We start from the raw sequence: 24,970 nt of genomic DNA, 5'->3' as shown, positions 1-24,970 counted from the left end.
TCATTGGGGACGCTGCTTCTTGCTGCCTGAAAACACCCGTCGTTCTCTGCCGATGGCGCTGCTCCATGCCCGCGAAGTGGTGATGGCGCGGTTTCGCCCTATGCTGGCGGCGCATGACGTGACCGAACAGCAATGGCGTGTGCTGCGCGTTCTGAGCGAGGCCGGCCCTGTCGAGGCGACGGAACTTGCCGATCGCGCTTCGGTGCTGCCGCCCAGCCTGACACGCATCATCAAGACGCTCGAGGGCCGAAAATTCATCACCCGCAACAGGGCGGAAGGCGATGGCCGCCGTGTCGTGCTGACGATCGCCCCGGCGGGCTCCGCCCTTATCGATGCCTTGTCGCCGGAACGCCTCGTCATCTACCGCGACATCGAACAGCGCTTCGGACATGAGAGGCTCGAGCAATTGCTCGATCTGCTGGAGAGCCTGATCGCCGGCGAGAACTGACTGCTCCCGCTCAGCCGCCAAAACTGCCAAGCCGCGTCGGCTGCGTGTAATTGCGGTCGACATAAAGCAGCGCCGAGCCGCCGCTGCCGTGCCTGACGTCGATAACCCGGCCGATCATGACATTATGCGTGCCGACTATGTGCACATCCTCGATCTCGCAATCGAAATTGACGATCGCATCGGACAGCGCCGGCGTGCCTGAGGCCAGCGTTTGCCAGCGCGCCGCCGAATAGCGTGCCTCCATGTCCCTGGTCGCGCCGGCGAACTTGCCGGCCAGGTGCATATGGTCATGCGTCAGCACGTTGACGCAGAAGCGCCGGTTGGCGAGGAACATGGCGGCCTGCGTCGAGCGGCCGTTCATGCACACCAGCAGTGTCGGCGGTTCGTCCGACACACTGCACATGGCGGTGGCGGTGAAGCCGCCGCGCCCGGCCGGACCATCTGTCGTGACGATGTTGACCGGCGCGCAGACCCTTGCCATGGCGTCGCGGAAATCGGCCTTCGAAATCTGCGTGGCCATCTGACATCACCCGGCCGTAGAAGCGAGCGGATTGAGCCAGGTATCTCCCGTCCAGCCGTTCTCGTCATAGTCGGCCATGCAGGTGTCGACCAGTTCTTCCATGGCCTTCAGCCGGCCGCCGCGTTCGGCGCCCTTCAGCACCTGCAGCCGCACCTCTTCCGGCGCACCGGCATAGTTGAGTTCGTAGAGCGCGTGGCGGCCGCCGAACTCGGTGCCGGTCGCGTCCCACAACAGTTTCATGATCTTGATGCGCTCGACATGGCCCATGTCGTTGGAACCGCGCACATATTGCGCGAGGTATTTGTCGATCTCGGGATTGTTGAAGTCGCGCACCGATGACGGCAGGTAGATCAAGCCGGAGGCGATCACCCGGCGCACCGTGTCGATGACGCGCGGGTAGGCTTCCGACATGAAAGTCCGGTAGGCAAGGGCTGCTTCCAGGTTGGGCAGGACAGCGCCATTCGCCCAGGGGATCGGATTATAAGCCATGGCGTTGGAAAAGCTCCAGAACATGTGCCTGAGCGCGATGACCTCGCCCAGCGCCGCCTGGTTGCCTCGGAAGGCATCTCCGCCGGTGGCGCGCAGCGCCTTTGCCAGCAGGCCGGCGAGGAAGTCGAGCTTGACGGCAAAGCGTGTGCAGCCCTGGAAGCAATAGCCATGCATGAAGCCCGAAGCCGGATGGAAGGACAGGATTTTCTGCGCCTCGCGCAGCACCAGCACGTCCTCCCAGGGGATGAAGACATTGTCGAGCACCAGGATGGCATCGTTCTCGTCGAAGCGCGACGACAACGGATAGTCGAACGGAGCCGCCGCCGTGTTGGCCGTCTGCTCATAGGAGACGCGGCAGAACATCTTTACCCCCGGCGCATTCATCGGCACGATGAACATGACCGACAGCGACGGATCTTCGGTGACCGTCGCCGAACTCTGCGCCAGGAAATTGTAGTGGGTCAGCGCCGAGGACGTCGCCACCACCTTGGCGCCGGAGACATAGATGCCGGCGTCGGTCTCCTTGGTGATGTGGACGAAGACATCCTTCACCTGTTCGGCCGGCTTGTGGCGGTCGATCGGCGGGTTGACGATGGCGTGGTTCATGAACAGCACGGCTTCCTGCGCACGCTTGTGCCAGGCGAGCGCATTGTCCTTGAACGGGCCGTACCAGTCGGCATTGGCGCCGAGCGTGTTCATCAGTGCCGCCTTGTAATCGGGCGTGCGGCCCATCCAGCCATAGGACATGCGTGACCACTCGGCGATCGCGGTCTGCTGGGCCGCGAGTTCGCCGGAGGATTTGGCGACGCGGAAATATTTGTGGGTGTAGCCGCCCGAACCGGTATCGGTAGGCGAGGTCAGCGTGCCCTGCCGCTTGGGATCGTGCAGCGCATCATAGAGGCGCGCCAGCGACCGCGCCGAATTGCGCATCGCCGGATGGGTGGTGACATCGGCGATGCGCTCGCCGTTGATGTAGACCTCGCGGCCGTCGCGCAAGCTCTCCAGATACTCGGCCCCGGTGAACGGGCGCCCATTGTCGGCACGAAAGTCTTCCGATCGCATGATGTTCCTCCACTTATGGCATCAACTCTAGCGCTCCTGGCAAGGATCGGTTAGGACGTAACGGCAAAACCGATTGGACTTTTTCCGGCGCCATGAGCCTCAATTCCATTCCTGATTTCTTTGTCTATGGCGAGCCGGTGCGGCCGCTTGATGTCGGCTTCCTGCATGTCGAGACGGTGCTTGCGCGCAGCAACATTCATCTCGGCCAGGTTGCCGCGCACAAGCATCCGCAAATGGGCCAGATCACCTACTGGACCAGCGGATCCGGCACCTACCGCATCGAAGACCAATCCTGGGACTTTTCGGCACCGGCCGTCAGCTTCGTGCCGAGCACCATCGTGCATGGCTTCTCGATCGGGCCCGGCACCGACGCCATCGTCGTTTCGGTCGCCGATGATGCGCTTGCGGCAATAGCCGCTCACAGCCTGCTGCCATTGGACCGGCCGGTCTTTGCCGATAGCCTTCCTCAGCACGTCGCGTGGAAAAGGCTGGCGGCGGTGCTGGAGATGATCGCCGCCGAATATGCCGAGGCGCAGGCCGGCAGTGACAAGACCCTGCCGGCGCTGATCGCCGTCGCGCTCTCGCACATCGCGCGCCTTGGTCCCGAGGTAATGGATGCCACCGGTTCTTCCGATGCTGCATTGGCGCGCGGCTTGCGCCGTCTGGTCGATGCGCATTTCCGCGACAACTGGCCCGTCGACCGCTACGTCGGGGCGCTGGCCACGACACCGCATCTTCTCGACAAGGCCGCCCATACGGTGCTTGGCAGCGGCGTCAAGCGGCTCATGGGCGAGCGACGGTTGCTGGAGGCCAAGCGGTTGCTGCTGTTCACCGTGCGCACCGTCGAGGACATCGCCTACGAAATCGGCTTCGAAGATCCGGCCTATTTCTCACGCTTCTTCCGGGAGCGGGTTGGCCAGGCGCCCGCCGCCTGGCGCCGCGCGCAGCTGGGGCAGAGTTGAAGCTTCCGCGCCGGCCAGGATCAGGCGTTTGGGCCGACACGCCGGCCAGGCACGGCGCCGCCGAGTTGATCCACCTGTTGATGGTGTTGCCGCGCAGCATCACCCCGCACGGCGCGGCGCATCGAGATTGATGTCGCCGCGAAACTTGCTGGTGTTTTTTTCGCTTCCAAACGGTTCGTTATTTGAACCACCAATTTACGTGCTATGAGCGGACTGCAAGGTGGATTGGCTTCCGTCCCATGCGAAGTATCTTGAGGATGCACGATGAGCACAGTCGGCAAAGCGATATCGCTGTTGGAGCAGTTCACGCTCGGCGAACCGGAGATCGGCCTGTCCGAGCTCGCCCGCAAAACCGGCCTCGACAAGGCAACGGCGCGGCGCCTGCTGATGGCGCTGGCCGACCACCGCCTGATCGAACAAGAGCCGGCAAGCCGCCGCTACCGGCTCGGCGCCGGCCTGTCGCGGCTGGCCCGCTTTCGCGACGCGCATTTTCCCTTCGTGCGCGTGGCAGCACCTGTGGTTCGCGAGCTGGCGCTGGAAACCGGCGAGACGGTGCATCTGTCGGAATTCAGCGCCGGCGCACTGCTGACGGTCCATGTCGAGCTCTCGGCAAAGGCCAACCGGGTCAATGTCGATGTCGGCCAGGTGCTGCCCTTGCACGGCACCGCCTCCGGCATCGCCTTTCTCGCCGCTTCGCCTCGGGAAGCGGCCGAGGCCTATGTCGACAAGCCGTTGCCGACCTTCACGCCACACACGGTGACGCAGCCCGAAAGGCTGATGAAGGCGATCCGGCTTGCCGCCAAGCGCGGCTATTCCTCGAGCTCCCAAGGCTATGAAGAAGGCGTGCACAGCATAGCCGCGGCAATCCTCGGCTCCGATGGGCGTCCTCTCGGTGCGCTCGCGGTGGCCTCGCCTGTGTCACGCGCCGATGACAGCATGGCAGCCAGCCAGGGCGAAGCGGTGATCCAGGCGGCGCGGCTGATTTCAGCGCGCCTGGCCGGCGAAGCCTGACATCTCTACCGTCGCAGGGGAGATGATTAGCGGGTTAAGTTCCCAGCGGCGCACCGGCCTTGCCGCGAGACCGGAACGCTTCGTCTGGGACAGGCGGCTGGAGCGCAGCAAGGAAGAATTGTTGTCGCCCGCCCGCGCGTCGCCCACGATCTCGGAAATCGCCTTTGCCTGCGGGTTCAATTCGAGTGCGCATTTTTCGCGCGCGTTCGAGAGCCGGTACGATGTGGCCCGCGGGAGTTGCGCCAGAGGCTGAGGGCGGTGGTGCATTAAGGGGTGGGCCGTTTGCCGGATCTTGGAGAGCGCCGTAGCTCGCCGAAAGCCGGCATCCGGCAGCAAGTTCTACATATTGGCAGCGGTTGGCCGCACGATCACTTCGTTGACGTCGACGCCATCGGGTTGATCAAGCGCAAAACGGATCGCCCGTGCAATGGCGTCCGGTGTGAGCGACTTCTGCCGCCATTCTTTCAGAGCCGTGGCGACCTGAGGATCGCTGATATCGTCGCCCAGTTCGGTTGCGGTCACTCCGGGGGAGATGATCGTGGCGCGGATGTCGTCATGCTCCTGCCGCAGCCCCTCCGTGATTGCCCAGACGGCATATTTCGTGCCGCAATAGACCGCCGCGGTGGGCAGCACGATATGCGCGCCGACCGAGGCGACATTGACGATATGCCCATTCTTCTGGGCGACGAAGCGCGGCAGCACCGCGGCGATCCCGTTCAGCACGCCGCCGATGTTGACATTGATCATGCGAGACCACTCATCGCGCTTCAGCGCGGCAAGCGGCGACAGCGGCATGACGCCGGCATTGTTGACCAGCACATCGATCTGCCCGAATTCGGCATGAGCGGCATCGGCAAAGGCGTCGAAATTCGCCGCGTCAGTCACGTCGGGTTCGCGCCACGCGACGCCTTTGCCTATTTCTGCGGCCAGCGCCTTGAGCCGCTCGGTGCGGCGGGCCCCGATGAACAGTCTGGCGCCGGCACCGGCAAGTTCCCGAACCGTCGCTTCGCCGATGCCGCTGGAGGCGCCGGTGATGAGTACAACCTTGTCTTTAAGTCCCGTCATGATCGTTCCTTTTTCGCTGCGGTGACGGGGAGATAGATGGCGCGAACCGGCAAAGGCCGGTAGCGTGATCGTCCAAAGAGTTTGCACGATCCTCCAAATGAACTCGAAATGCCTTGCAACATTTCGCGCCATGAAGATTTATGCGGCATGGAGAAAATCAATGAACTCGCCGAGCTGATCACCCGCTTTGCGCCGAAATCTGGCATGGCCGGCACTGCGGTGCCGCGGCTGTCGCTCATTCGCGCCAACCAGCCCAGTGCACCCGTGCCTGCGGTCTACGAGGCGTCGCTTTGCATAATCGCCCAAGGATCGAAGCGCGTCTCGCTGGCCGACCAGAGCGTGGTCTATGACGCATCGAGCTACCTGCTCGTCTCGGTCGACCTGCCGCTGGTCGGGCATGTGTTGGAGGCGAGCCCGGCGGCGCCCTACCTCTGTTGCAAGATAGATTTTGATTCCACCGCGCTGGCCGAACTGCTTGTGAAAGAAGGACGTGCATCCCCCAGCAGGGATCTGCCGGTGTTAGCTGCCTATCCAAGTGACCCCGACCTGATTGATGCCGCCTGTCGGCTTGTCAGGCTGCTCGATCGCCCCGAGAGCATCACCGTGCTGGCGCCGCTGATCGAACGCGAAATCCTTTACCGGCTCCTCACCGGACCGCACGGTGACACGCTTCGCCAGATGGCGTCGGTGGACAGCCACCTGAGCCAGGTCAGCCGCGCCATCGCCACGATCCGCAATCATTTCCAGGCACAACTGCGCATCGAAGACATTGCGGCGGCATCAGGCATGAGCGCGTCGTCCCTTCATGCCCATTTCAAGGCGATTACGCGCATGACCCCGCTCGAATACCAGAAGCAGCTGCGCCTGCAGGAGGCGCGAAGGATTATGCTTGCCGGCGGCGCAAACGCAGGCACGGCCGGGTTCGCGGTGGGCTATGACAGCCCTTCGCAGTTCAGCCGAGAATATCGTCGCCTGTTCGGTGCGCCGCCCCGGAAAGATATTCACCGCCTTCAGGCGACACCCAGTTCGGCTGCGGCTTATTGAGTTTTCCGAGCGGCAGGCGCCAGCGATGGCTGGTCAGGAGCCAGCCGCCTCCAGGTGGCGAAGCGTCCGATCATGATCGGTAGAACTCCCGGTACCATTCGACAAAGCGCGGAACCCCTATTTCAATCGGGATTTTGGGCTTGAAGCCGGTCGCCTCCTCGAGCGAGCTGACATTGGCGAAAGTTGCCGGAACGTCGCCTGGCTGAAGTGGCCTGAGGTTGCGGTTTGCCTTGCGTCCCAGCGCGTCTTCGAGCACCTCGATCAATCGGTTCAGTTGAACGGGCGAATTGCCGCCGATGTTGTGAATCCTGAACGGGGCGTTGCTGGTCGCTGGGTCTGGCACGACACTTTTCCACTCAGGATTGGGTGTCGCGGGTTGCTGCATGACGCGGATAATACCTTCGACAATGTCGTCGATATAGGTGAAATCCCGCCGCATGTTGCCATAGTTGAAGACCTCGATCGGTTCGCCGGCGAGGATAGCCTTGGCGAAGATGAACAGCGCCATGTCCGGCCGCCCCCACGGACCATAGACGGTGAAAAAACGCAGCCCGGTGGTCGGCAGTCCAAACAGATGGCTGTATGTGTGCGCCATCAGCTCGTTCGCCTTCTTGCTTGCGGCGTAAAGGCTGAGCGGATGGTCCGCCGGATCGTGCACGGAAAACGGCATGCGGGTGCTGCCGCCATAAATCGAACTCGACGATGCATAGACCAGATGGCCGACCGACGCCTGCCGGCATCCTTCCAGGATGTTGACAAAGCCGCTGAGGTTACTTTCCACATAGGCGTGCGGATTGCTGATCGAATAGCGTACGCCGGCTTGCGCCGCGAGATTGACGACAACCTCCGGCGCGGCCGAAAGGAAGAGCTCCGAAATACGGTCCCGCTCCGTGAGATCGGCATGCTCGAAACAAAAATTCGAAAACGCTTTCAGCCGCTCGAGACGAGCCTGCTTCAGGCTGACGTCATAATACTCGTTCATGGAGTCGAGGCCGATAACCTGGCGTCCTTCGGCAAGCAGCCTCAGGCAAAGATGAAACCCTATGAACCCGGCTGCGCCGGTGATCAGTATCGGCCTGCTTGATGTCACTGCATATCCTAGCGTTAATTTCAGGCGAGCTTTACAAGCTCCAGTATTTTATGTTGTCGGGAACTTCATTGGGCTTGATGGCCGACTTGACATCGAACAGTGTCCCCCCGGCCTGATCATTTGAAAAAGACGCGCTCTTTCGTTGGTGAGATATTGCCTGTGAGGCACCGCCAGAACAAGCGCCTGCAAATCGTTTATCTCATCGAGCGGCAGGATTGTTTCGCCGTGATCACGCCGAGCGGTTTCGACATCGGCAAGGGGATCATGGACTTTGGGGACAATTCCGAACTGCCTTAGTTCCTTGACCATGTCGAAAACGCGGCTGTTGCGCAAATCCGGCACGTCCTCCTTGAATGTCAGCCCGAGAATGCCGACAGAAGCCCCTTTGACGGGCGTGTCAGAACCAATCAGCCGTTTGACAACCTGCTGGGCGACGAAGGCCCCCATGCCGTCATTGATGCGACGTCCGGCGAGGATGATCTGCGGATGGTAACCTTCGGCCTCGGCCTTGGCGGTCAAATAATATGGATCGACGCTGATGCAGTGGCCGCCGACGAACCCCGGTTTGAAGGGAAGGAAGTTCCATTTCGTCGACGCAGCATCAAGAACATCCTGCGTCCGGATATCGAGCCGCTCGAAGATCATTGCCAGTTCGTTCATCAGCGCGATGTTCAGATCGCGCTGGGTGTTCTCGATAACCTTCGCTGCCTCGGCCACCTTGATCGACGGGGCGCGGTAGACGCCGGCATCGATGATACGGCCATAAACGTTCGCGACGCGCTCCAGCGTCTCGTTATTCTCGCCGGAGACGACTTTGACGATCTTTTGCAGCGAGTGTTCTCGATCGCCGGGGTTGGCGCGTTCGGGCGAATAGCCGAGGGCAAAGTCGCGGGGATGTCGCAGGCCGGAAACCTGCTCGATGATCGGCCCACAGAAATCTTCGGTCACACCTGGATAGACTGTCGACTCAAAAACGACGACGGCGCCTTTGCTCACCGCCTCGCCGACGAGTTCGGACGCCAGTTTCAAAGAAGCTAGATCGGGAGCGCGATTTGCGTCGATAGGGGTTGGCACGGCGACGATGAAGAAAGTAGCGCCTTTCAACATCTCCCGGTCGGTGGTCAGCCCTATCGAGGTCTCCTTGAGCGCCGTTGCGTCAACTTCCCCCGTACGATCGACGCCGCCACGCAATTCCCCGATCCGACGCTCGCTGATGTCAAAAGCTATGGTGCCGGGGAAAACCTTCCCAAAGGCAATGGCTACCGGCAGGCCGACATAACCCAGGCCGATAACTGCAATGCGTTCGGACATCCGTGGGGTTCCTCGAGCCACCTGTTGAGCCGACGTGCTTGTATGGCAGGCTGTTGGCCAATTCAACGATGCTCTATCGCGAAGAGGAATGTCTCACGAAAAATGGTCGTTGCCATTTTCATGTTGCCATCCGCCGATGCCATCGATGTTGTGGATAAAATCCAGCAGGACCGGGTTTCGAGCCACTCTCTGCTGCGGATTGGGGTGAACCGTCAGGTTCTGCCGGCCATCTACGCAGCGGCGGCCCTGACGACAGGGCTGATATTCTCTGCTGCCAATCCATAGGCCACTATCGGCCTCAATCGTGCCTTCTGATCAAACCAAATGCCCGGATCGGAATTCGCATCGGCACCGAGCGGATCTGCGAAATTTCAGTTTGGTCCTTGTGCATTGGCTGCGGACACGTCGTATCCTGCGTGTGGCGACCGATATCTGGTCGATCAGCATTTGCCTGGGAGCAGAAATTGGCCAGACTCTATGACAGCCGCAGACGCATTCTCGTTACCGGGGGCGCAGGGTTTATCGGCTCGCATCTTATTGACCGCCTGTTGGAACGAGGCGACGAAATCTTGTGTGTCGACAACCTTTTCACCGGATCAAAGCGCAATATCGACCATTTGGCCAAGCATCCCCGCTTCGAATTCATGCGCCATGACGTGACCTTTCCGCTCTACGTCGAAGTCGATGAGATTTACAACCTGGCGTGTCCGGCCTCGCCTGTTCACTACCAGTACGACCCGGTTCAGACGATCAAGACCGCCGTGCACGGCGCCATCAATGTTCTTGGACTGGCAAAGCGGCTGAAATGCAAAGTCTTTCAGGCCTCCACCAGTGAGGTCTATGGTGACGCGTCTGTGCATCCGCAGCCCGAGAGTTACTGGGGCAATGTAAACCCGATCGGGCCGCGCTCATGCTACGATGAAGGCAAACGCTGCGCCGAAACGCTGTTCTTCGACTATCACCGACAACATGGCTTGTGGGTCAAGGTCGCGCGGATTTTCAATACGTTCGGGCCGCGCATGCACCCGGCAGACGGCAGGGTTGTCTCAAATTTCATCGTGCAGGCGCTTCGTGGTGAACCGATAACCATTTTCGGCGACGGCTCACAGACAAGGTCGTTTTGCTACGTCGACGACCTGGTGAGCGGCATGCTGCGCCTCATGGATACGGGGCCGGAGGTGACCGGTCCAGTAAACATCGGCAATCCAAGGGAAGTAACGATCAGGCGCTTGGCCGAACTGACGACGCGGATGACCGGATCAGGTTCGGATATAATTTACCGCGATCTTCCGCAAGACGATCCGCGGCACCGCCAGCCCGATATCACCCTTGCCAAAAGGCTTGTCGGCTGGGAGCCGACGGTGACTTTGGAAGCCGGGCTGCAACAGACGATCGACTATTTCAAAGCCCTGCTGCCGAAGGTTTCCACAAACTCGCCTTGACCCGGCACCGCAGTGCAACCGTCAAGTCTGACCGATCACCTTCGTGGTAGCGACGCCTTTTGCAGTCGACTCCGGTAGGCTTGAAGTTTTTCGAATTCTAATTATTTTAAGCTTGAAGTTATTTGGCAGAATCCATGGCGCTTCATCCGTCCGAGCCGGGACACCGGCATTGGCGGAGAGCAGAAGGAGGAGGAAGATTTGCCGTCGTTCCGGAATAAAACTCCATGAACACAGCACGATTTTCCGAGAGTGTCACAGGCAAGATCGTCGATGGCGTTCTCATCGTCACGATCGAAAATCCGCCGGTCAACGCGCTGTCCCTCCATGTCAGGGCCGGACTGATGGCTGCGCTTCGGCGTGCGGCGTCGGATGAAGTGTCTGCCGTGGTGCTGACCGCCATTGGGCGCACTTTCATCGGCGGCGCAGATATCAAGGAATTCGGCAAGCCCGCTATCGAGCCCACACTGCCTGAAGTGATCGAAGCTATCGAGAGCTTCGCCAAACCGGTCGTCGCGGCAGTTGGCGGCGCGGCGCTCGGCGGCGGCTGCGAGATTGCGCTGGCCTGCCACTACCGCGTGGCCAGCAAGGCGGCCAGCTTCGGCCTGCCCGAGGTCAAGCTCGGAATCGTGCCCGGGGCCGGCGGAACCCAACGCCTGCCCCGCCTCGTCGGCACGGTCGCCGCAATCGACCTGATCGGCACGGGTCGGGCCGCGAAAGCCGACGAAGCCCTCGCTCTCGGTCTGATCGATACCATTGCAGACGATCTTCCCGAAGGCGCGCTCGATGTCGCCCGCCGTCTCGTTGGCCAACCGCTGTGGCGCACGGGCGCGCTTTCGGTCCCGCGCTCGCAACCTGAGGCCGACGCGGCAGCCGCAAAGAAGGTACTTTCCCGCAACCGAGGGCAGATGGCGCCTGCAGAAGCCGTGAGACTGGTCCAGGCCGCGTCCACGGCCAAACTTGAGGACGGTCTTGCGGACGAACGCGCGACCTTCCTGCGCCTCCGGGATTCTCGCGAAGCGGCAGCGTTGCGCCACGTCTTCTTTGCCGAGAGGCAAGCCAGCAAAGTCGACAGGCTGGAGGGTGTCACGCCTCGCAAGGTCGAGACCGTCGGTATCGTCGGAACCGGCCTGATGGGTGCAGGCATCGCGGTCTCGGCGTTGAATGCCGGCTATCGCGTAATCGGCATCGAGCAGAACGACGACGCCGCGGCAAAAGGATACGAGCGTATCGCCGGGCTTCTCGACAAGTCGGTCCAATCCGGCCGTCTCACCGATCATGCGCGCAGGGAGGCGCTGAGCCGGTTTGAAGCGGCCAGCGAAGCCGACAGGCTGGTGCAGGCCGATCTGGTCATCGAGGCAGTGTTCGACGATCTCGCGGTAAAAACCGAACTCTTCCGGAAGCTCGAACGTATCGTCCGCCCGGACGCCATCCTTGCGACCAACACCAGCTACCTCAACCCCGACGAGATCGCCTCGGCAACCGCCCGGCCCGAACGGATCGTCGGCCTGCATTTTTTCTCCCCGGCCAACGTCATGCGGCTAACCGAAGTGGTGGATTGCGCGGCGACGGCGCCCGATGTGCTCGCCTCGGCGATCGCCTTCGTCAGGAAGCTTGGCAAGCTGCCTGTCGTGTGCGGCGTTACCGAGGGTTTCATCGGCAACCGCATCTATTCGGCCTACCGCCGCGAGGCGGAGTTCATGGTGGAGGATGGCGCAGCACCCGATGAGGTGGATGCCGCGCTGGAGGCCTGGGGCTTCCCGATGGGGATCTTCGCGGTCAACGATATGGCTGGGCTGGAGATAGCCTGGGCGCGGCGCAAGCGACAGGCGGCGATGCGCGATCCGCAAGCACGTTATGTCGAAATCGCCGACCGGCTGTGCGAGGCCGGCCGCTTCGGCCGCAAGACCGGGCGCGGCTGGTACGATTATTCGGACGGCGAACGCCGGAGAGACCCGCAAGTAACGGCGCTGATCGAGGCCGTGCGAGCGGCCAAGGGCATCGTGCCGCGCCGCTTTTCGCCCGATGAGATCGTCACGCGCTTGCTGGCGGCAATGGCCGACGAGGGCAAGGCATTACTCGCCGAAGGCATCGCGGCGCGTGCCTCCGACATCGATCTGGTGATGATAAACGGCTATGGCTTCCCGGCCCACAAGGGCGGGCCGATGTTCCGCGCCGGAGAGGTTTAAGGACCAGCTACGACAGCCTTGCGATGACGGCGCGCAGTGCCTCGCCGAAACGCCTGACCTCGTCGACCGTGTTGTAATGGACCAGCGAGGCGCGGATGGCGCCGCTGTCCATCGACAGGTTGAGACGCTTCATCAGCCGGGGCGCATACATATGGCCGTCGCGGATGCCGATCTGCATGTCAGCCATTTCCTCGACGATCCGCTGCGGCGACAGCTTGCCGATGTTGAAGCAGAATGTCGGCACGCGTTCGTTGATGCGGGCTTCCTCGGCGACGCCGTAGATCGTGGCATTGCATCCCTTGAGCACGGCGAGCATCTCACGCGCCAGGAGCACTTCGTAATCGCGGATGGCGCCCATGCCGGCAACGATGTTGTCGCGCCGCGAGCGGTTGTTGGAGGGCGCCAGATTGCGGCCGATGAGTTCCAGGTACTGCACTGCGGCATCCATGCCTGAGACGTTCTCGTAGATGAAGGTGCCTGCCTCGACCTTGTAAGGCGGCTCGTCGGGGATGAAATCCTCGCGGAAGGTCGGCAGCCGCTTGAGCGTTTCGAAGCGGCCCCACAGAAAGCCCATATGCGGCGAGAAATTTTTGTAGCCGGAGCAGACGAGATAATCACAGTCCCAGGCCTGCACGTCGATCAGCCCGTGCGGTCCGTAATGCACGCAGTCAAGGAACACTTCGGCGCCGGCCGCATGCGCGATCGCGGCCACCGAAGCGACGTCGACGATCGAGCCGATCGAATGCGCGGTCACCGTGCAGGCGACGAGACGGGTGCGATCGGAAACCAGCGGCTTGAGGTCGTCGACATGCAGGTTGCCGTCCTCGCGCATGCGCCACCATTTGAACTTGGCTCCGGCGGGCTCCAGCGCCAGCCACGTGGCGATGTTGGCGTCGTGGTCCATATCGGTGATGACGATCTCGTCGCGCTCTGTGTCCTTGGCCAGCATCTGGCCGATGCCGAGGCTGACCAGGCGAATGAACGAGGTGGCGTTCATGCCGAAGCAGATTTCCGACGGACTGTAGGCGTTGATCAGCAAGGCCACGCTCGTCCGAGCATCCGCAACCGATTGGTCGACCGTGACCGAGCGCCCATAGCGACCACCACGCTGCACATTGTGCGAGACCAGGTGATTGGTCACCGCGTCGAGCACGCTCTGCGGGATCTGCGCGCCGGCGGCGTTGTCCATGAAGATGAAATCACCGGCGCGCTGCAAGGCCGGAAACATGGCGCGGATGGGGTCGACCGGAAAGCCGCCGGCGGCTTGGGAATTGCTCAACTGTATCTCCTGCGAATGGCTTGGGAAGCGGGACGGTTGATGAGGTCAGCGCGTCTTCTCGGTCTTGAAGCGGTCTTCGAGCAGGCTGACGAGGCGGACCATCGGCCAGAGGAAGATGAGATAGACCAAAGCGGCGCCGATCAGCGGCGAGGGATTGGCATAGAGCGACTGCGCGTTGGTCGCTTCCTTCAACAGTTCAGGCAGCGCAACGGTGGAAGCGAGCGACGTGTCCTTGAACATCGAGACGCAATTGCTGGTCATCGGCGGGATGACGACTCGGATCGCCTGCGGCAGCACCACCTTGCGCAAGGTCAAAAGGAAAGGCAGGCCGAGCGCCTGTGCTGCCTCGAATTGGCCTTTCGGAATGCTCTCAATGCCGGAGCGGAACACTTCTGCTGAATAGGCCGACATGATGATGGCGAACGCCGTCACGGCGGAGGCCCAGGACGACAGACGGATGCCGAGGAAGGGCAGCGCATAATAGATCAGGATCAGCACCACCAGCACCGGCAGGGCCCGGAAGATGTCGGTGTAGCCGACCGCCAGCCAGCGCAGCGGCTTCGGCGCATAGAGCCGCAACAGGCTGATCCCCAGGCCAATGGGAATGCCGATGCCGATACTCAAATGCCGAGCAGCAGCGTGTTCAGGAAGCCACGCAACAGCGCCGGCAGGCTGGACATGATCACGTCAGGATTGAAGAAGGTGTCGATCAGCGACATGGGAGCGTTCCCGAACCCCAGAGCAAAGGATGCTCAAGTTAAAACCAATCGACCTTGCCTCCGATGAGGCTATCCGTGCGGCAGCAGGCGCCGGAGCGTGAAATGAATCGTGCCGGCCTGGGAGCCGGCACGATTTAAGTGCATTGCCGGTCAGGCCTTGGGCAGCGGCATTTCCTTGACCGTCGAGGAATCGGCTGGCGCGTCGCTGCCGAACCACTTCTTGTGGATCGCGGCCAGCGTTCCGTCCTTCTTCATCGCGGTCAGCGCGTCGTTCAGCTTGCCGAGCAGCGGATGGTCCTTGCTCATCATCAGGCCGTACTGTTCGCCGGTCTTGATGCGCTGCTTGACCTTGAGGTCCTTCATCTTGGTGAAGGAGTATTCCATGCCCGGAATATCGCTGACGGCGGCGTCCACGCGGCCCGCGCTGAGGTCGAGCAGCAGGTTCTGCTGCGTGTCATAGCCCTTCACGTCGCTGTAGCCGTCAGCCTCCTGATGCGCCTTGACCCAGGTCTCGCCGGTCGAGCCTGAAAGCACGCCGACGATCTTGCCCTTGAGGTCGGCCTCTGTGTTAACAGCGCTATCGGTCTTCGTCGCAATGCCCATGTCGGAGTCATAATAGGGCTGGGTGAAGGACAGCGTTTTCAGTCGCTCCGGCGTGATGGTGATCGAGGAGATCGCGACATCGATGCGGTTGGAACTGACAGCCGCGAACAGCGCCTGGAAGCCGAGGTCGGCAATGTCGGTGGTCATGCCGGCACGCTTGGCCGCTTCGTTGACGATGTCGACTTCAAAGCCCTCGAACGTGCCGCTCTCGTTCTTGTATTCGAAGGGCGGATTGGTCGGGTAGGCGCCGACATTGAGCACATCGGCGGCAAAGGCGGTGGCCGGGCCGGCAGCGATGCCGATCGTGGCGGCGAGAAGAAGCAGGTTGCGACGAGTGAAGCTCATTTTGTGTTCCCTCTGGTTGTGATCGGGCGGGTTTGCTCCCGCACGGTTTGTTGCCGTCCCACCTCCCAGCGGGGCGTCAATTCATGGCGGCGACCATGCGCTCGAGCGCGGTCGCTATCTGGTCGCGTTCACGGCACACGCACATCCGCAGGAAGGCCGCTGCCGAATTTCCAAAGAGGTGGCCGGGAGCCAGCCCGACGCGCGCCGTCTCCAGTATCCTGGCGCAGGCCTGCCGGGCGTCGCTTTCGCCGTCCATGGCAAAGAAGGCATACATGCCTCCGCGCGGTTTCGTCGGCAGGATGATGCCGGGAATCTGGGCCAGCCTGTCATAGGCAAGGTCGAGGCCGGTTTTGATCCGCTGCCTGATCTCCTCGACCAGCGGCTCGCCTTGGCGGATGGCGGCGACAGCGCCTGCCTGGATCGGCGCGGCGGTGCCGCTGTTGATGTACTGCGTCATGGCGCCAAGCTGGTCGGCCACCCCCGACGGATGCGTCAGCCAGCCGATGCGCCAGCCGGTCATCGCCCACGCCTTCGAAAAACTGTTGACCGACAGCACCCGGTCGCCATCCTCGGCGATCTGCAGGATGGAAGGAGCAACATTGCCGTCGAAATAGAGCCGGCCATAGACCTCGTCGGAGATGATCCAGATGCCGGTGCGCCGGCTGAAGTCGAGCAGCGCCTGCATCTCCTCGCGCGACGCGGTCCAGCCGGTCGGGTTGGACGGCGTCGACAGGAAGATCGCGCGTGTGCGCGCATCGCAAGTGGCGAACAGCCGGTCGAGATCGAGATGCCAGTCGCCCTTGAAGTCGAGCGAAAACGGCCTTGGCTCGCCGCCGATCAGATGGATGGCGTTGTGGATGTTGGGCCATTGCGGCGCGACATAGACGACGTTGCTGCCGGTATCGACCAGCAGTTCCAGGGCCAGGTACAGCGCCTGCATGCCGCCGGGCGTGACCGTGGTGCGCGCAATCGGGATCGTCCGGCCGTGAATGCGCGTTTGGTATTCCGACAGCGCCTCGTTCAGTAGGGGGTGCCCACGCATGTTAGGGACGTAGAACGTCTGGCCTTCATCGAAGGCGGCCTTCGCCGCGTCGCGGATGAAAGCGGGCGTCACCATGTCGCCTTCGCCGTACCAGAGCGCGATCACGTCGCCCAGTTCTCGGGCGCGCACGGCAAGGTTGGCAATGTTTTCGGTGTGCAGGTCACGGATCTGGGCACGTACGCCGTCGAAAGCATAACGCGCGCTGGACGATGACTGGGGCAGTATGAACGACAAGGACTGAAACCCCTCCCACCCGGAGCACCGCGACGGACTGCCCGGCAAGCCCCACCGGCACGACAGTCGCCATCGAGTTTGGATGCTATCCAATGTGCTGCGCTTTTCAAGGAAAAAGTTTTAAGCTTAAAAAGTTTTTGCCCGATCCCGCCCGTCTACCGCAGCTCGGCGCGCGCAGCGGTGCAGTTGGCCGCAGCGCCGGCGCCAAGAAACATCGTATCGCTGGCCAGCACGAAGAAGCTCGCGCCGATAGCGGCCCACCGGCTGATCGTCTGTGGGCTGGCGCAAAATATGCCCGATGTCCTGCCATGCGCGACGGTCGCGCGGATGATCCTTGTGATCGCCTCATTGAGCTTGTCCACGCCTTTCGGCCCGATCGCATCGATCGACACGGAGAGATCGCCGGGGCCGACGAAGACCACATCGATGCCGTCGACGGCAGCGATCGCCTCGATATTGGCCAGCCCCTCCGATGTCTCGACCTGGACCGCGACGACCACCCTGTCATTGGCCGCGGCCAGATATTCGGGAATGCGATAGCCATAGCCAGCCGCGCGGCCAGGCCCGACGCCGCGCTCGCCCAGCGGCGGATAGCGCGAGGCTTTCACCGCCGCCTCGGCCTGAGCAGCGGTCGAGACGCGCGGCACGAGCACGCCTTGTGCGCCGCTGTCGAGCGCCGCCTGGATAGCTTCCGGCGCATGACCGGGAACACGCACCATGGCCGGCACGCGATGCACGTCGGCCGCGCGCACCATGGTTTCGATCGTGTCCCGCGCGATCTGAGCATGTTCCCAGTCGACGCAGAGGAAGTCGAGGCCGGCGAGCGCCATCACTTCGACGGCGACGGGATGGGGAATAGCGGCGAACGAGCCGACGAGATTGGTCTTGCCGATGCACTTCTGACGGAACGCGCTCATATCCATCCCCTTTTCCTCTCCAAATTCATATCCGCAATCGGCGGCGAGGCGAAGCTATTTCAGGCTTGAAATATTTTTGCGCGGGCCTAGCGTGTCGGTCTCCCGCCACGAGTTCCCATGATGATCAAAACGCATCCCCTGCACGGCTCGAACAAACTGAAGCTCGGCGTCTTTTCGACCAATGCCGATGGCGGTCTGGCCATCACCGATGTGCCGGAACGCTGGACGGCAAGCTGGCAGGACAATCTGACGGCGGCGCAGATCGCCGACCGCGCCGGGCTGGAATTTATGCTTCCGATCGCGCGCTGGCTTGGCTTTGGCGGCCGCAACAAGGTGCGCGAATGGTCGTTCGAGACCTTCACCTGGGCAGCAGCTCTGGCGGTGGCCACCGAGCAGATCGGCCTGTTCATGACCGTGCATGTGCCGCTGGTGCATCCGCTCTATGCCGCCAAGGCGCTGGCAACTGTCGACCATATCAGCCAGGGCCGCGCCGGCTTGAACATCGTCTGCGGCTGGAACCCGAAGGAATTCGGCATGTTCGGCACGCCTTTGGTCGAGAAGGGCTACGACCAGGCCGCCGAATGGATCGAAATCCTGGAAAAGCTCTACGCCTCGGACCAGCCTCTGGACTATGAAGGCACCTACTATCGCCTCAAGGAGGCGGTGAGCCGGCCGGCGAGCCTGCAGGTTCCACGCCCGGTGACCATGAACGCTGCTTTCGGTGGCCCGGGCCGGGATTTCGCCGCCGCCCGATGCGATTATCTGTTCACGACCTTTTCGGAAATGAGCGATGCCGGCAAGCATGTCGCCGACATCAGCGAGCGGGCCGACAAGGTTGGCCGCAACGTCGGCGTCTACACGGTGGCGCATGTCGTCTGCCGTCCAACCATGGAAGAGGCGCAGGCCTACTACACGCGCTATGCCGTCGATCTGGTCGACCACGATGCGGTCGATGCTCATATGGCAGGCAAGAAGGAGTTCTCGCAGTCGCATGACCCGCATGCCTATGACCGCTACCGGCAGCGTTTCGCCGGCGGCGCCGGCACCTACCCGCTGGTTGGAACGCCGGAGACGATTGCCGCCGAGATGGCGGCAATAGCCGGGCATGGCTACCAGGGCATCGCGCTGTCGTTCGTCAACTACACCCAGGAACTGCCCTATTTCTGCGACCACGTATTTCCGCTGCTGAAGCGGGCGGGGCTGCGCTGCTGATCAATCCGGGAATAACGAATTCGTTAATCCGGAATGACGGCGGTTGCCTGAATTTCGATCTTGGCGCGATCTTCCACCAGCGCCACCACCTGCATGGCGGCCATCGCTGGGAAATGCCGGCCGATCACCTCGCGATAGGCCTCGCCTATACCCTTGAGATTGCCGAGATATTCGGCCTTGTCGGTGAAATACCAAGTCATCGCGGTGATGTGCCGTGGCTCCGCGCCGGCTTCCGCCAGCACGGCGACGATGTTTTGCAGCGTCTGCCGCACCTGGCCGGCGAAATCGTCGGTCTCGAACTGGCACTGCCCGTTCCAGCCGACCTGTCCGCCCACGAAGACGAGCCTGCCGCGCGCAGCAATGCCGTTGGCGTAGCCGACCGGTTTCGCCCAGCCCTCCGGCTGCAGGATCTCGTGCATTTTCAAGCCTCCCCGGTATTCTTAAAGATCAATCTCAAATCAAATACATCGCCGTCAGGCCGCGCCCATCACCTGCCGTGCGATCACCACCTTCTGCACATCGGATGCGCCCTCGTAGATGCGTAGCGCGCGGATCTCGCGATAGAGGCTCTCGACGATATGGCCCTTGCGGACGCCGTCCCCCCCATGCAGCTGCACAGCCTTGTCGATCACCTCTTGCGCCTTGTCGGTGGCGAACAGCTTAGCCATCGCCGCCTCGCGGGTGACACGAGCCGCGCCCATGTCCTTGGTCCAGGCAGCGCGGTAGACCAGCAGCGCTGCGGCATCGATGTCCAGCGCCATGTCGGCGATATGGCCTTGCACCATCTGCAGCTCTGCCATCGGAGCGCCGAAAAGTTTGCGCTCGGCCACCCTGCTGATGCTTTCGTCCAGCGCCCGGCGGGCAAAGCCGAGTGCCGCCGCGCCGACCGTGGAGCGGAACACGTCAAGCACGGACATGGCGATGCGGAAGCCGTCTCCCGGTTTGCCGATCAGCGCCGAGGCCGGCACCCGGACCTGATCGAAGGAAAGCCGCGCCAGCGGATGCGGCGCGATCACTTCAAGGCGCTCGGCAATGCCAAGCCCCTTGGTATCAGCGGGTACGAGAAAGGCGGAAAGTCCCTTGGCACCCGGTGCCTCGGCGGTGCGGGCAAAGACGACGTAGAGATCGGCAATGCCGCCATTGGAAATCCAGGTCTTCTCGCCGCTGAGGATATAGAAGTCGCCATCGCGGCTCGCCATCATTTCGGTGTTGGCGACATCCGACCCGGAGCGTGGCTCCGAAAGCGCGAAGGCGGAAATCGTCTTGCCGGCCCTGGTCTTTGCCAGCCATTGCTGCTGGTCGGGCGTGCCGAACAGGCTGAGCGCGCCGGTGCCGAGCCCCTGCATGGCGAAGGCAAAGTCGGCCAACCCGTCATGGCGCGCCAGCGTCTCGCGGGTGATGCACAAGGTGCGGACATCGAGCGGTCCCGGATTGTCCGTATCGAGCGCCGTCGGCTTCAGCCAGCCGTCGCGGCCAAGTTTCGCCACCAGTTCGCGGCAGGCGGCATCGACGTCATGGTGATCGACGGGCAGGTTCCTGACGCACCATGCTTCCAGCCTTTCGGCCAGTTCGCGGTGGCGATCTTCAAAGAACGGCCAGCTGAGGAAGCTCCTGTCTGCCATCAATTCCCCTCGAACACCGGTTTTTCCTTGGCCACGAAGGCCTTGTAGGCGCGCTCGAAGTCACGCGTCTGCATGCAGATCGCCTGCGCCTGCGCTTCCGCTTCGATTGCCTGGTCGAGGCCCATCGACCATTCCTGGTTGAGCTGCGTCTTGGTGATGCCGTGCGCGAAGGTCGGGCCGGAGACGATGCGCGCCGCCATCTCGAGCGCGTCGGCCTCGAGCACTGCGGCATCGACCAGCCTGTTGTAGAAGCCCCAGCGCTCGCCTTCCGCCGCCGTCATCGTGCGGCCGGTGTAGAGCAATTCGGCGGCACGGCCCTGGCCGATGATGCGCGGCAGGATCGCGCACGCGCCCATATCGCAGCCGGCAAGCCCGACGCGGGTGAACAGGAAAGCGGTCTTGGCCTCCGGCGTGGCGATGCGGATGTCGGCGCTCATGGCGATGATGGCGCCGGCGCCGACCGCGACCCCGTCGACCGCCGCGATGATCGGCTTGCCGCAATTGAGCATCGCCTTGACGAAATCGCCGGTCATGCGGGTGAAGGCGAGCAATTCCTTCATGTCCATCTTGACCAAGGGGCCGATAATGTCGTGGACATCGCCGCCCGAGGAGAAATGGCCGCCATTGGGCAGGAACACCACGGCGTCGACGTCGTCGGCATAGACGAGATCGCGGAACGTGTCGCGCAGTTCCGCATAGCTGTCGAAGGTCAGCGGATTCTTGCGCTCCGGCCGGTCGAGCCGCACCTTGGCGATCCTGTCTTCGACTTCCCAAAGGAAGTGCTTCGGCTTGAGGCCGGCCATCGAACTCATTCGCGTCCCTCCCAGTTGCTGCGGAACGAGGTCAGCATGCCGGTCAGCCGGCGCGCATCCTCCTCGCTGACCTTGGCCAGCAATTCTCCGATCCAACCCTCATGCGCCGCGGCCATTGCGGCAAAAGATTTGGAACCCTCGTCGGTCAGTCGCACCATGGATGTGCGGCGATCGCCATTGCGGCGCGCGCGCGCGACCACCCCTTCCGAAACCAGCCGGTCGACAATGCCGGTGACATTGCCGTTGGATACCAGCAGGAAGCGCGACAGATCGCTCATCAGCATGCCTTCCGGCGCGCGGTAGAGGGCGGCCATGACGTCGAAACGCGGCAGTGTCGTATCGAATTCCTTCTTCAGGCGCTCGCGCAGCTCGGCCTCGATCGTGCGCGAGGCGCGCAGCAGCCTGATCCAGAGACGCAGCCGGTCCTTGCCGGGTCCCGACGGCGCGGGCAATGGGCCGGCTACCATGTTTCGCCTCCTGAGATCGAAATCGCTTGTCCGGTAATCGACGCAGCCGCATCGCCGCACAGCCAGAGCACCGTCGCGGCAACTTCCTGCGGCTGGATGAAACGGCCTTGCGGGTTGGTCGAGGCAAGGCTCGCCCGCGCCTGCTCGACTGAGCGGCCGGTCTTGTCGACGACGCGCTGAATGGAGTCCGCCAGCATGTCGGTCTCTACGAAGCCCGGGCAAACGGCGTTGACGGTCACGCCGGATTTCGCCGTCTCGGCCGCCAGTGCCCGCATCAGCCCGACCACGCCATGCTTGGCCGCCACATAGGGCGCGACATAGGCGTAGCCTTTCAGTCCTGCCGTCGACGCGACGAAGACGATCCGGCCTGTCTTGCGCGCGGCCATCCCGGCCAGCGCCGGCTTCACCGTCAGGAAGGCGCCGGTCAGATTGACGTCGAGCGTCCGCTGCCAGTCGGCAAGCGAGGTCCTGTGCGCCGGCGTGCTGCCGGCCATGCCGGCATTGGCGACGACGATGTCGAACGGGCCGCGCACGGCTTCCGCTTGCGCGTAGAGCGAAATGATCGCCGCCTCGTCAGTGACATCGGCTGACATGGCGTGGATGCGGTCGTTCTCGCCGGCCACCTTGGCAAGCTCGGCGTCGCGCCTCCCGCATATGGTAACCTCTATGCCCGCCTCGGCCAGCACGAGTGCGATGACCCGGCCGACCCCGGAGCCGCCGCCGGTGACCAAAGCATGCTTGCCGGGGATCGCCGAGGCCGTCGTCATACTTTCAACCCCGCCGCCGCATCGCGCTCGGCCAGCCGGTAGATCTGGTCGCGTCCGGGAAGATAGGGATCCGGCCATTTGACCCCACGGTCAGTGAGCGTCACCGCCGCATGCAGCGTCCAGTAGGGATCGGCGAGATGCGGCCGTGCCAGGGCCACCAGGTCGGCGCGGCCGGCCATCAGGATCGAATTGACATGGTCCGGCTCATAGATGTTGCCGACCGCCATCGTCGCCATGCCGACCTCGTTGCGGATGCGGTCCGAGAATGGTGTCTGGAACATGCGGCCATAGACAGGCTTGGCGGCAATCGAGGTCTGGCCTGCCGAGACGTCGCATATGTCGACGCCGGCTTCGTGCAGCATCCGCGCGATCTCCACCGCATCGGCCGGCGTCACACCTTCGATGCCGACCCAATCATTGGCCGAAATGCGCACCGAGATCGGCTTTCGCGTCGGCCAGGCAGCGCGCACCGCATGGAAGATTTCCAGGGGATAGCGCATGCGATTTTCCCGCGAACCGCCATACTCATCCGTGCGCTGGTTGGTGACCGGCGTGATGAAGGACGAAAGCAAATAGCCATGCGCGGCATGGATCTCCAGCATGTCGAAGCCGCAACGATCGGCCATTTCGGTGGACGCCACGAACTGGTCGCGCACCAAATCCATATCGGCGCGGTCCATGGCTTTCGGCACCTGGTTTTGCGGCGACCATGCAATCGCCGAGGCCGCCATGACCGGCCAATTGCCCGAGGCGAGCGGCACGTCGGTGCCTTCCCACCCGACACGGGTCGAGCCCTTGGCCCCGGAATGGCCAATCTGGGCGCAGATTTTCGCCTCGGTCTCGGTGTGGACGAAATCGACCAGCCGCTTCCACGCCACCTCATGTTCGGACGCATAGAAGCCGGGACAACCGGGCGTGATGCGTCCTTCCGGGCTGACGCAGGTCATCTCGATATAGACAAGCCCGGCGCCGCCCTTGGCACGCTCGGCATAGTGGGCGAAATGCCAGTCGGTCGGGCAGCCATCGACTGCCTTGTACTGCGCCATCGGCGAAACGACGATGCGGTTGTTGAGCTGCATGTCGCGCAGTTTGAACGGCGCGAACATCGGTGCCCGGCGCTGCCTGTTGCCGCCTGCCCCTGCCTGGCGCTGGAACCATTCCTCGGCGCTTTCAAGCCATTTGGCATCGCGCAGCCGCAAATTCTCGTGGCTGATGCGTTGCGAGCGGGTCAGCAGCGAATAATTGAACTGCACCGGATCGAGGCCGAGATAGCGCTCGACCTCCTCGAACCACTCCAGCGAATTGCGCGCCGCCGACTGCAGCTTCAGCACCTCGGTGCGGCGCGCATCCTCATACTTGCGGAAGGCGGCGTCGAGGTCCGGTTCGGTTTTGACATATTCGGCCAGCGCCACCGCGCTTTCCAATGCGAGCTTGGTCCCGGAGCCGATCGAGAAATGTGCCGAGGCCGCCGCGTCGCCCATCAGAGCCAGGTTCTTGTAGGACCAGCGTTCGCACAGCACGCGCGGGAAATTGATCCAGGCCGAACCTCTGATGTGATTGGCATTGGTCATCAGCGCGTGGGCGCCGAGATGTTTCTCAAAGATGCGCTCGCAGACGGCGATGGATTCCTGCTGCGACATGGCGCCGAAGCCGAAGGCAGCCCAGGTCTGTTCGCTGCACTCGACAATGAAGGTCGCTGTCTCGCTGTCGAATTGATAGGCGTGCGCCCACACCCAGCCATGCTCGGTCTTCTCGAAGATGAAGGTGAAGGCGTCGTCGAATTTCTGGTTGGTGCCGAGCCAGACGAATTTGCATTTGCGGGTGTCGATGTCGGGCTTGAAGACTTCGACAAAGGTGTTGCGCGCCCTTGAGTTCAGCCCATCGGCGGCGACGACCAGATCATGCGTCTCCATATAGGGCTGAGGGTCGGCGATATCGCTCTCGAACATCAGCCTCACGCCAAGTTCGCGCGCGCGTCGCTGCAGCAGGACCAGAAGCCGCTTGCGGCCGATGCCACAGAAACCGTGGCCCGACGAGACCGTGCGCACGCCGTCATGGATGACGGCGATGTCGTCCCAATAGGCGAAATGCTTCTTGATCCAGACAGCGCTGACCGGGTCATTTTTGGCAAGGTTGTCGAGTGTTTCGGCCGACAGCACGACGCCCCAGCCGAACGTATCGTCGGCGCGGTTGCGCTCGAACACCGTGACCTCGTGGGCGGCGTCCCGCAGCTTCATTGAAATGGCAAAGTAGAGGCCGGCTGGTCCGCCACCGAGAACCGCAACCTTCATCCGTGCGATCTCCTCTTCGCTTGCTGCTTC

23 protein-coding genes and 2 pseudogenes are annotated in these 24,970 nt (G+C 62.6%); 9 read left to right on the top strand and 16 right to left on the bottom strand.

Features of this window, described 5'->3' with window-relative positions; all coding sequences use genetic code 11:
• The first annotated feature begins 52 nt into the window (after positions 1-52).
• Positions 53-448, top strand: coding sequence for a homoprotocatechuate degradation operon regulator HpaR (gene hpaR / locus NLY44_RS31015; protein ID WP_023714916.1), 396 nt, complete (start codon positions 53-55; stop codon positions 446-448).
• Positions 449-458: 10 nt separating this feature from the next.
• Here hpaR and NLY44_RS31010 read toward each other — a convergent pair whose 3' ends face one another.
• Complete coding sequence (locus tag NLY44_RS31010; protein WP_023692271.1) at positions 459-968, bottom strand: flavin reductase; 510 nt, start codon at positions 966-968, stop codon at positions 459-461.
• A 6-nt stretch (positions 969-974) separates the two neighbouring features.
• Entirely contained in the window at positions 975-2,519 is a 1,545-nt protein-coding gene (locus NLY44_RS31005; RefSeq protein ID WP_023804440.1) for a 4-hydroxyphenylacetate 3-hydroxylase N-terminal domain-containing protein, read from the bottom strand.
• A 92-nt stretch (positions 2,520-2,611) separates the two neighbouring features.
• Between NLY44_RS31005 and NLY44_RS31000 the strand changes: the two genes are divergently transcribed.
• The 3 genes from NLY44_RS31000 to NLY44_RS30990 all read left to right on the top strand — a co-directional run bounded on the left by NLY44_RS31000 (position 2,612) and on the right by NLY44_RS30990 (position 4,745).
• Entirely contained in the window at positions 2,612-3,481 is an 870-nt protein-coding gene (locus tag NLY44_RS31000) for a helix-turn-helix domain-containing protein (protein ID WP_023667823.1), read from the top strand.
• Positions 3,482-3,745: 264 nt separating this feature from the next.
• Positions 3,746-4,492: an IclR family transcriptional regulator gene (locus NLY44_RS30995; RefSeq protein ID WP_023667822.1), complete on the top strand. Its 747-nt coding sequence runs from the start codon at positions 3,746-3,748 to the stop codon at positions 4,490-4,492.
• A 22-nt stretch (positions 4,493-4,514) separates the two neighbouring features.
• A complete protein-coding gene (locus tag NLY44_RS30990) occupies positions 4,515-4,745 on the top strand; it encodes a helix-turn-helix domain-containing protein (protein WP_023708113.1) in 231 nt (76 codons plus the stop codon).
• An 86-nt stretch (positions 4,746-4,831) separates the two neighbouring features.
• On the opposite strand, the gene NLY44_RS30985 is transcribed toward NLY44_RS30990, so the two are convergent.
• A complete protein-coding gene (locus NLY44_RS30985; RefSeq protein WP_023804441.1) occupies positions 4,832-5,557 on the bottom strand; it encodes an SDR family oxidoreductase in 726 nt (241 codons plus the stop codon).
• Positions 5,558-5,704: 147 nt separating this feature from the next.
• Here NLY44_RS30985 and NLY44_RS30980 point away from each other — a divergent pair, with 147 nt between their 5' ends.
• Positions 5,705-6,601: an AraC family transcriptional regulator gene (locus tag NLY44_RS30980; RefSeq protein ID WP_023692278.1), complete on the top strand. Its 897-nt coding sequence runs from the start codon at positions 5,705-5,707 to the stop codon at positions 6,599-6,601.
• 70 nt (positions 6,602-6,671) lie between these two features.
• On the opposite strand, the gene NLY44_RS30975 is transcribed toward NLY44_RS30980, so the two are convergent.
• Both NLY44_RS30975 and NLY44_RS30970 read right to left on the bottom strand, forming a co-directional pair.
• Positions 6,672-7,691 (bottom strand): NAD-dependent epimerase, encoded by a 1,020-nt coding sequence (locus NLY44_RS30975; RefSeq protein WP_032905034.1) that lies wholly within the window; start codon positions 7,689-7,691, stop codon positions 6,672-6,674.
• A gap of 31 nt (positions 7,692-7,722) precedes the next feature.
• Positions 7,723-9,002: pseudogene (locus NLY44_RS30970) on the bottom strand (nucleotide sugar dehydrogenase).
• 102 nt (positions 9,003-9,104) lie between these two features.
• Here NLY44_RS30970 and NLY44_RS30965 point away from each other — a divergent pair.
• From NLY44_RS30965 to NLY44_RS30955, 3 genes are all read left to right on the top strand, one after another.
• Complete coding sequence (locus tag NLY44_RS30965) at positions 9,105-9,287, top strand: hypothetical protein (protein WP_023667816.1); 183 nt, start codon at positions 9,105-9,107, stop codon at positions 9,285-9,287.
• A 179-nt stretch (positions 9,288-9,466) separates the two neighbouring features.
• Positions 9,467-10,444: a UDP-glucuronic acid decarboxylase family protein gene (locus NLY44_RS30960; RefSeq protein ID WP_023804443.1), complete on the top strand. Its 978-nt coding sequence runs from the start codon at positions 9,467-9,469 to the stop codon at positions 10,442-10,444.
• Positions 10,445-10,668: 224 nt separating this feature from the next.
• Positions 10,669-12,630, top strand: a complete 1,962-nt coding sequence (locus NLY44_RS30955; RefSeq protein ID WP_023804444.1) for a 3-hydroxyacyl-CoA dehydrogenase NAD-binding domain-containing protein — start codon at positions 10,669-10,671, stop codon at positions 12,628-12,630.
• Between the two features lie 7 nt (positions 12,631-12,637).
• Here the strand turns inward: NLY44_RS30955 and NLY44_RS30950 are convergent, their stop codons facing one another.
• The 5 genes and pseudogenes from NLY44_RS30950 to NLY44_RS30930 form a co-directional block, all read right to left on the bottom strand.
• Positions 12,638-13,909, bottom strand: a complete 1,272-nt coding sequence (locus tag NLY44_RS30950; protein WP_023804445.1) for a cysteine desulfurase-like protein — start codon at positions 13,907-13,909, stop codon at positions 12,638-12,640.
• A 45-nt stretch (positions 13,910-13,954) separates the two neighbouring features.
• Positions 13,955-14,628 (bottom strand): annotated as a pseudogene (locus tag NLY44_RS30945) (amino acid ABC transporter permease).
• 150 nt (positions 14,629-14,778) lie between these two features.
• Entirely contained in the window at positions 14,779-15,576 is a 798-nt protein-coding gene (locus NLY44_RS30940; protein WP_023682726.1) for an ABC transporter substrate-binding protein, read from the bottom strand.
• Between the two features lie 76 nt (positions 15,577-15,652).
• Entirely contained in the window at positions 15,653-16,852 is a 1,200-nt protein-coding gene (locus NLY44_RS30935; protein WP_023667810.1) for a pyridoxal phosphate-dependent aminotransferase, read from the bottom strand.
• Between the two features lie 155 nt (positions 16,853-17,007).
• Positions 17,008-17,769, bottom strand: a complete 762-nt coding sequence (locus tag NLY44_RS30930; RefSeq protein ID WP_023804446.1) for an HpcH/HpaI aldolase family protein — start codon at positions 17,767-17,769, stop codon at positions 17,008-17,010.
• A gap of 120 nt (positions 17,770-17,889) precedes the next feature.
• Between NLY44_RS30930 and NLY44_RS30925 the strand changes: the two genes are divergently transcribed.
• Positions 17,890-18,981, top strand: a complete 1,092-nt coding sequence (locus NLY44_RS30925; protein WP_286457880.1) for an LLM class flavin-dependent oxidoreductase — start codon at positions 17,890-17,892, stop codon at positions 18,979-18,981.
• Positions 18,982-19,004: 23 nt separating this feature from the next.
• Here the strand turns inward: NLY44_RS30925 and NLY44_RS30920 are convergent, their stop codons facing one another.
• Genes NLY44_RS30920 through NLY44_RS30895 form a run of 6 tightly spaced genes read right to left on the bottom strand, consistent with a single transcriptional unit; the run spans position 19,005 to position 24,940 of the window.
• Positions 19,005-19,400 carry a RidA family protein gene (locus tag NLY44_RS30920; RefSeq protein WP_023667806.1) on the bottom strand — a complete coding sequence of 132 codons (396 nt, stop codon included), beginning with the start codon at positions 19,398-19,400 and terminating at the stop codon, positions 19,005-19,007.
• Positions 19,401-19,454: 54 nt separating this feature from the next.
• On the bottom strand, positions 19,455-20,603 hold the full coding sequence (locus NLY44_RS30915) for an acyl-CoA dehydrogenase family protein (RefSeq protein WP_023729161.1): 1,149 nt from the start codon (positions 20,601-20,603) through the stop codon (positions 19,455-19,457).
• Entirely contained in the window at positions 20,603-21,415 is an 813-nt protein-coding gene (locus NLY44_RS30910; RefSeq protein ID WP_023804447.1) for an enoyl-CoA hydratase family protein, read from the bottom strand. Before NLY44_RS30910 ends, NLY44_RS30915 begins: the two co-directional genes overlap by 1 nt.
• Positions 21,412-21,882 (bottom strand): MarR family winged helix-turn-helix transcriptional regulator, encoded by a 471-nt coding sequence (locus tag NLY44_RS30905; protein ID WP_023667803.1) that lies wholly within the window; start codon positions 21,880-21,882, stop codon positions 21,412-21,414. Before NLY44_RS30905 ends, NLY44_RS30910 begins: the two co-directional genes overlap by 4 nt.
• The gene (locus NLY44_RS30900; protein WP_023804448.1) at positions 21,876-22,649 is read right to left on the bottom strand and encodes an SDR family NAD(P)-dependent oxidoreductase; all 774 of its coding nucleotides are present in this window, start codon (positions 22,647-22,649) and stop codon (positions 21,876-21,878) included. The genes NLY44_RS30905 and NLY44_RS30900 overlap by 7 nt, the downstream gene beginning before the upstream one ends.
• Entirely contained in the window at positions 22,646-24,940 is a 2,295-nt protein-coding gene (locus NLY44_RS30895; protein ID WP_023804449.1) for a bifunctional salicylyl-CoA 5-hydroxylase/oxidoreductase, read from the bottom strand. Before NLY44_RS30895 ends, NLY44_RS30900 begins: the two co-directional genes overlap by 4 nt.
• Positions 24,941-24,970: the final 30 nt, after the last annotated feature.

It is taken from the genome of Mesorhizobium sp. C089B, assembly GCF_030323125.1.
Classification (GTDB): domain Bacteria; phylum Pseudomonadota; class Alphaproteobacteria; order Rhizobiales; family Rhizobiaceae; genus Mesorhizobium.
Note: the sequence above shows the minus strand (reverse complement) of the source record. Positions and strands in the feature narration are given on the sequence as shown.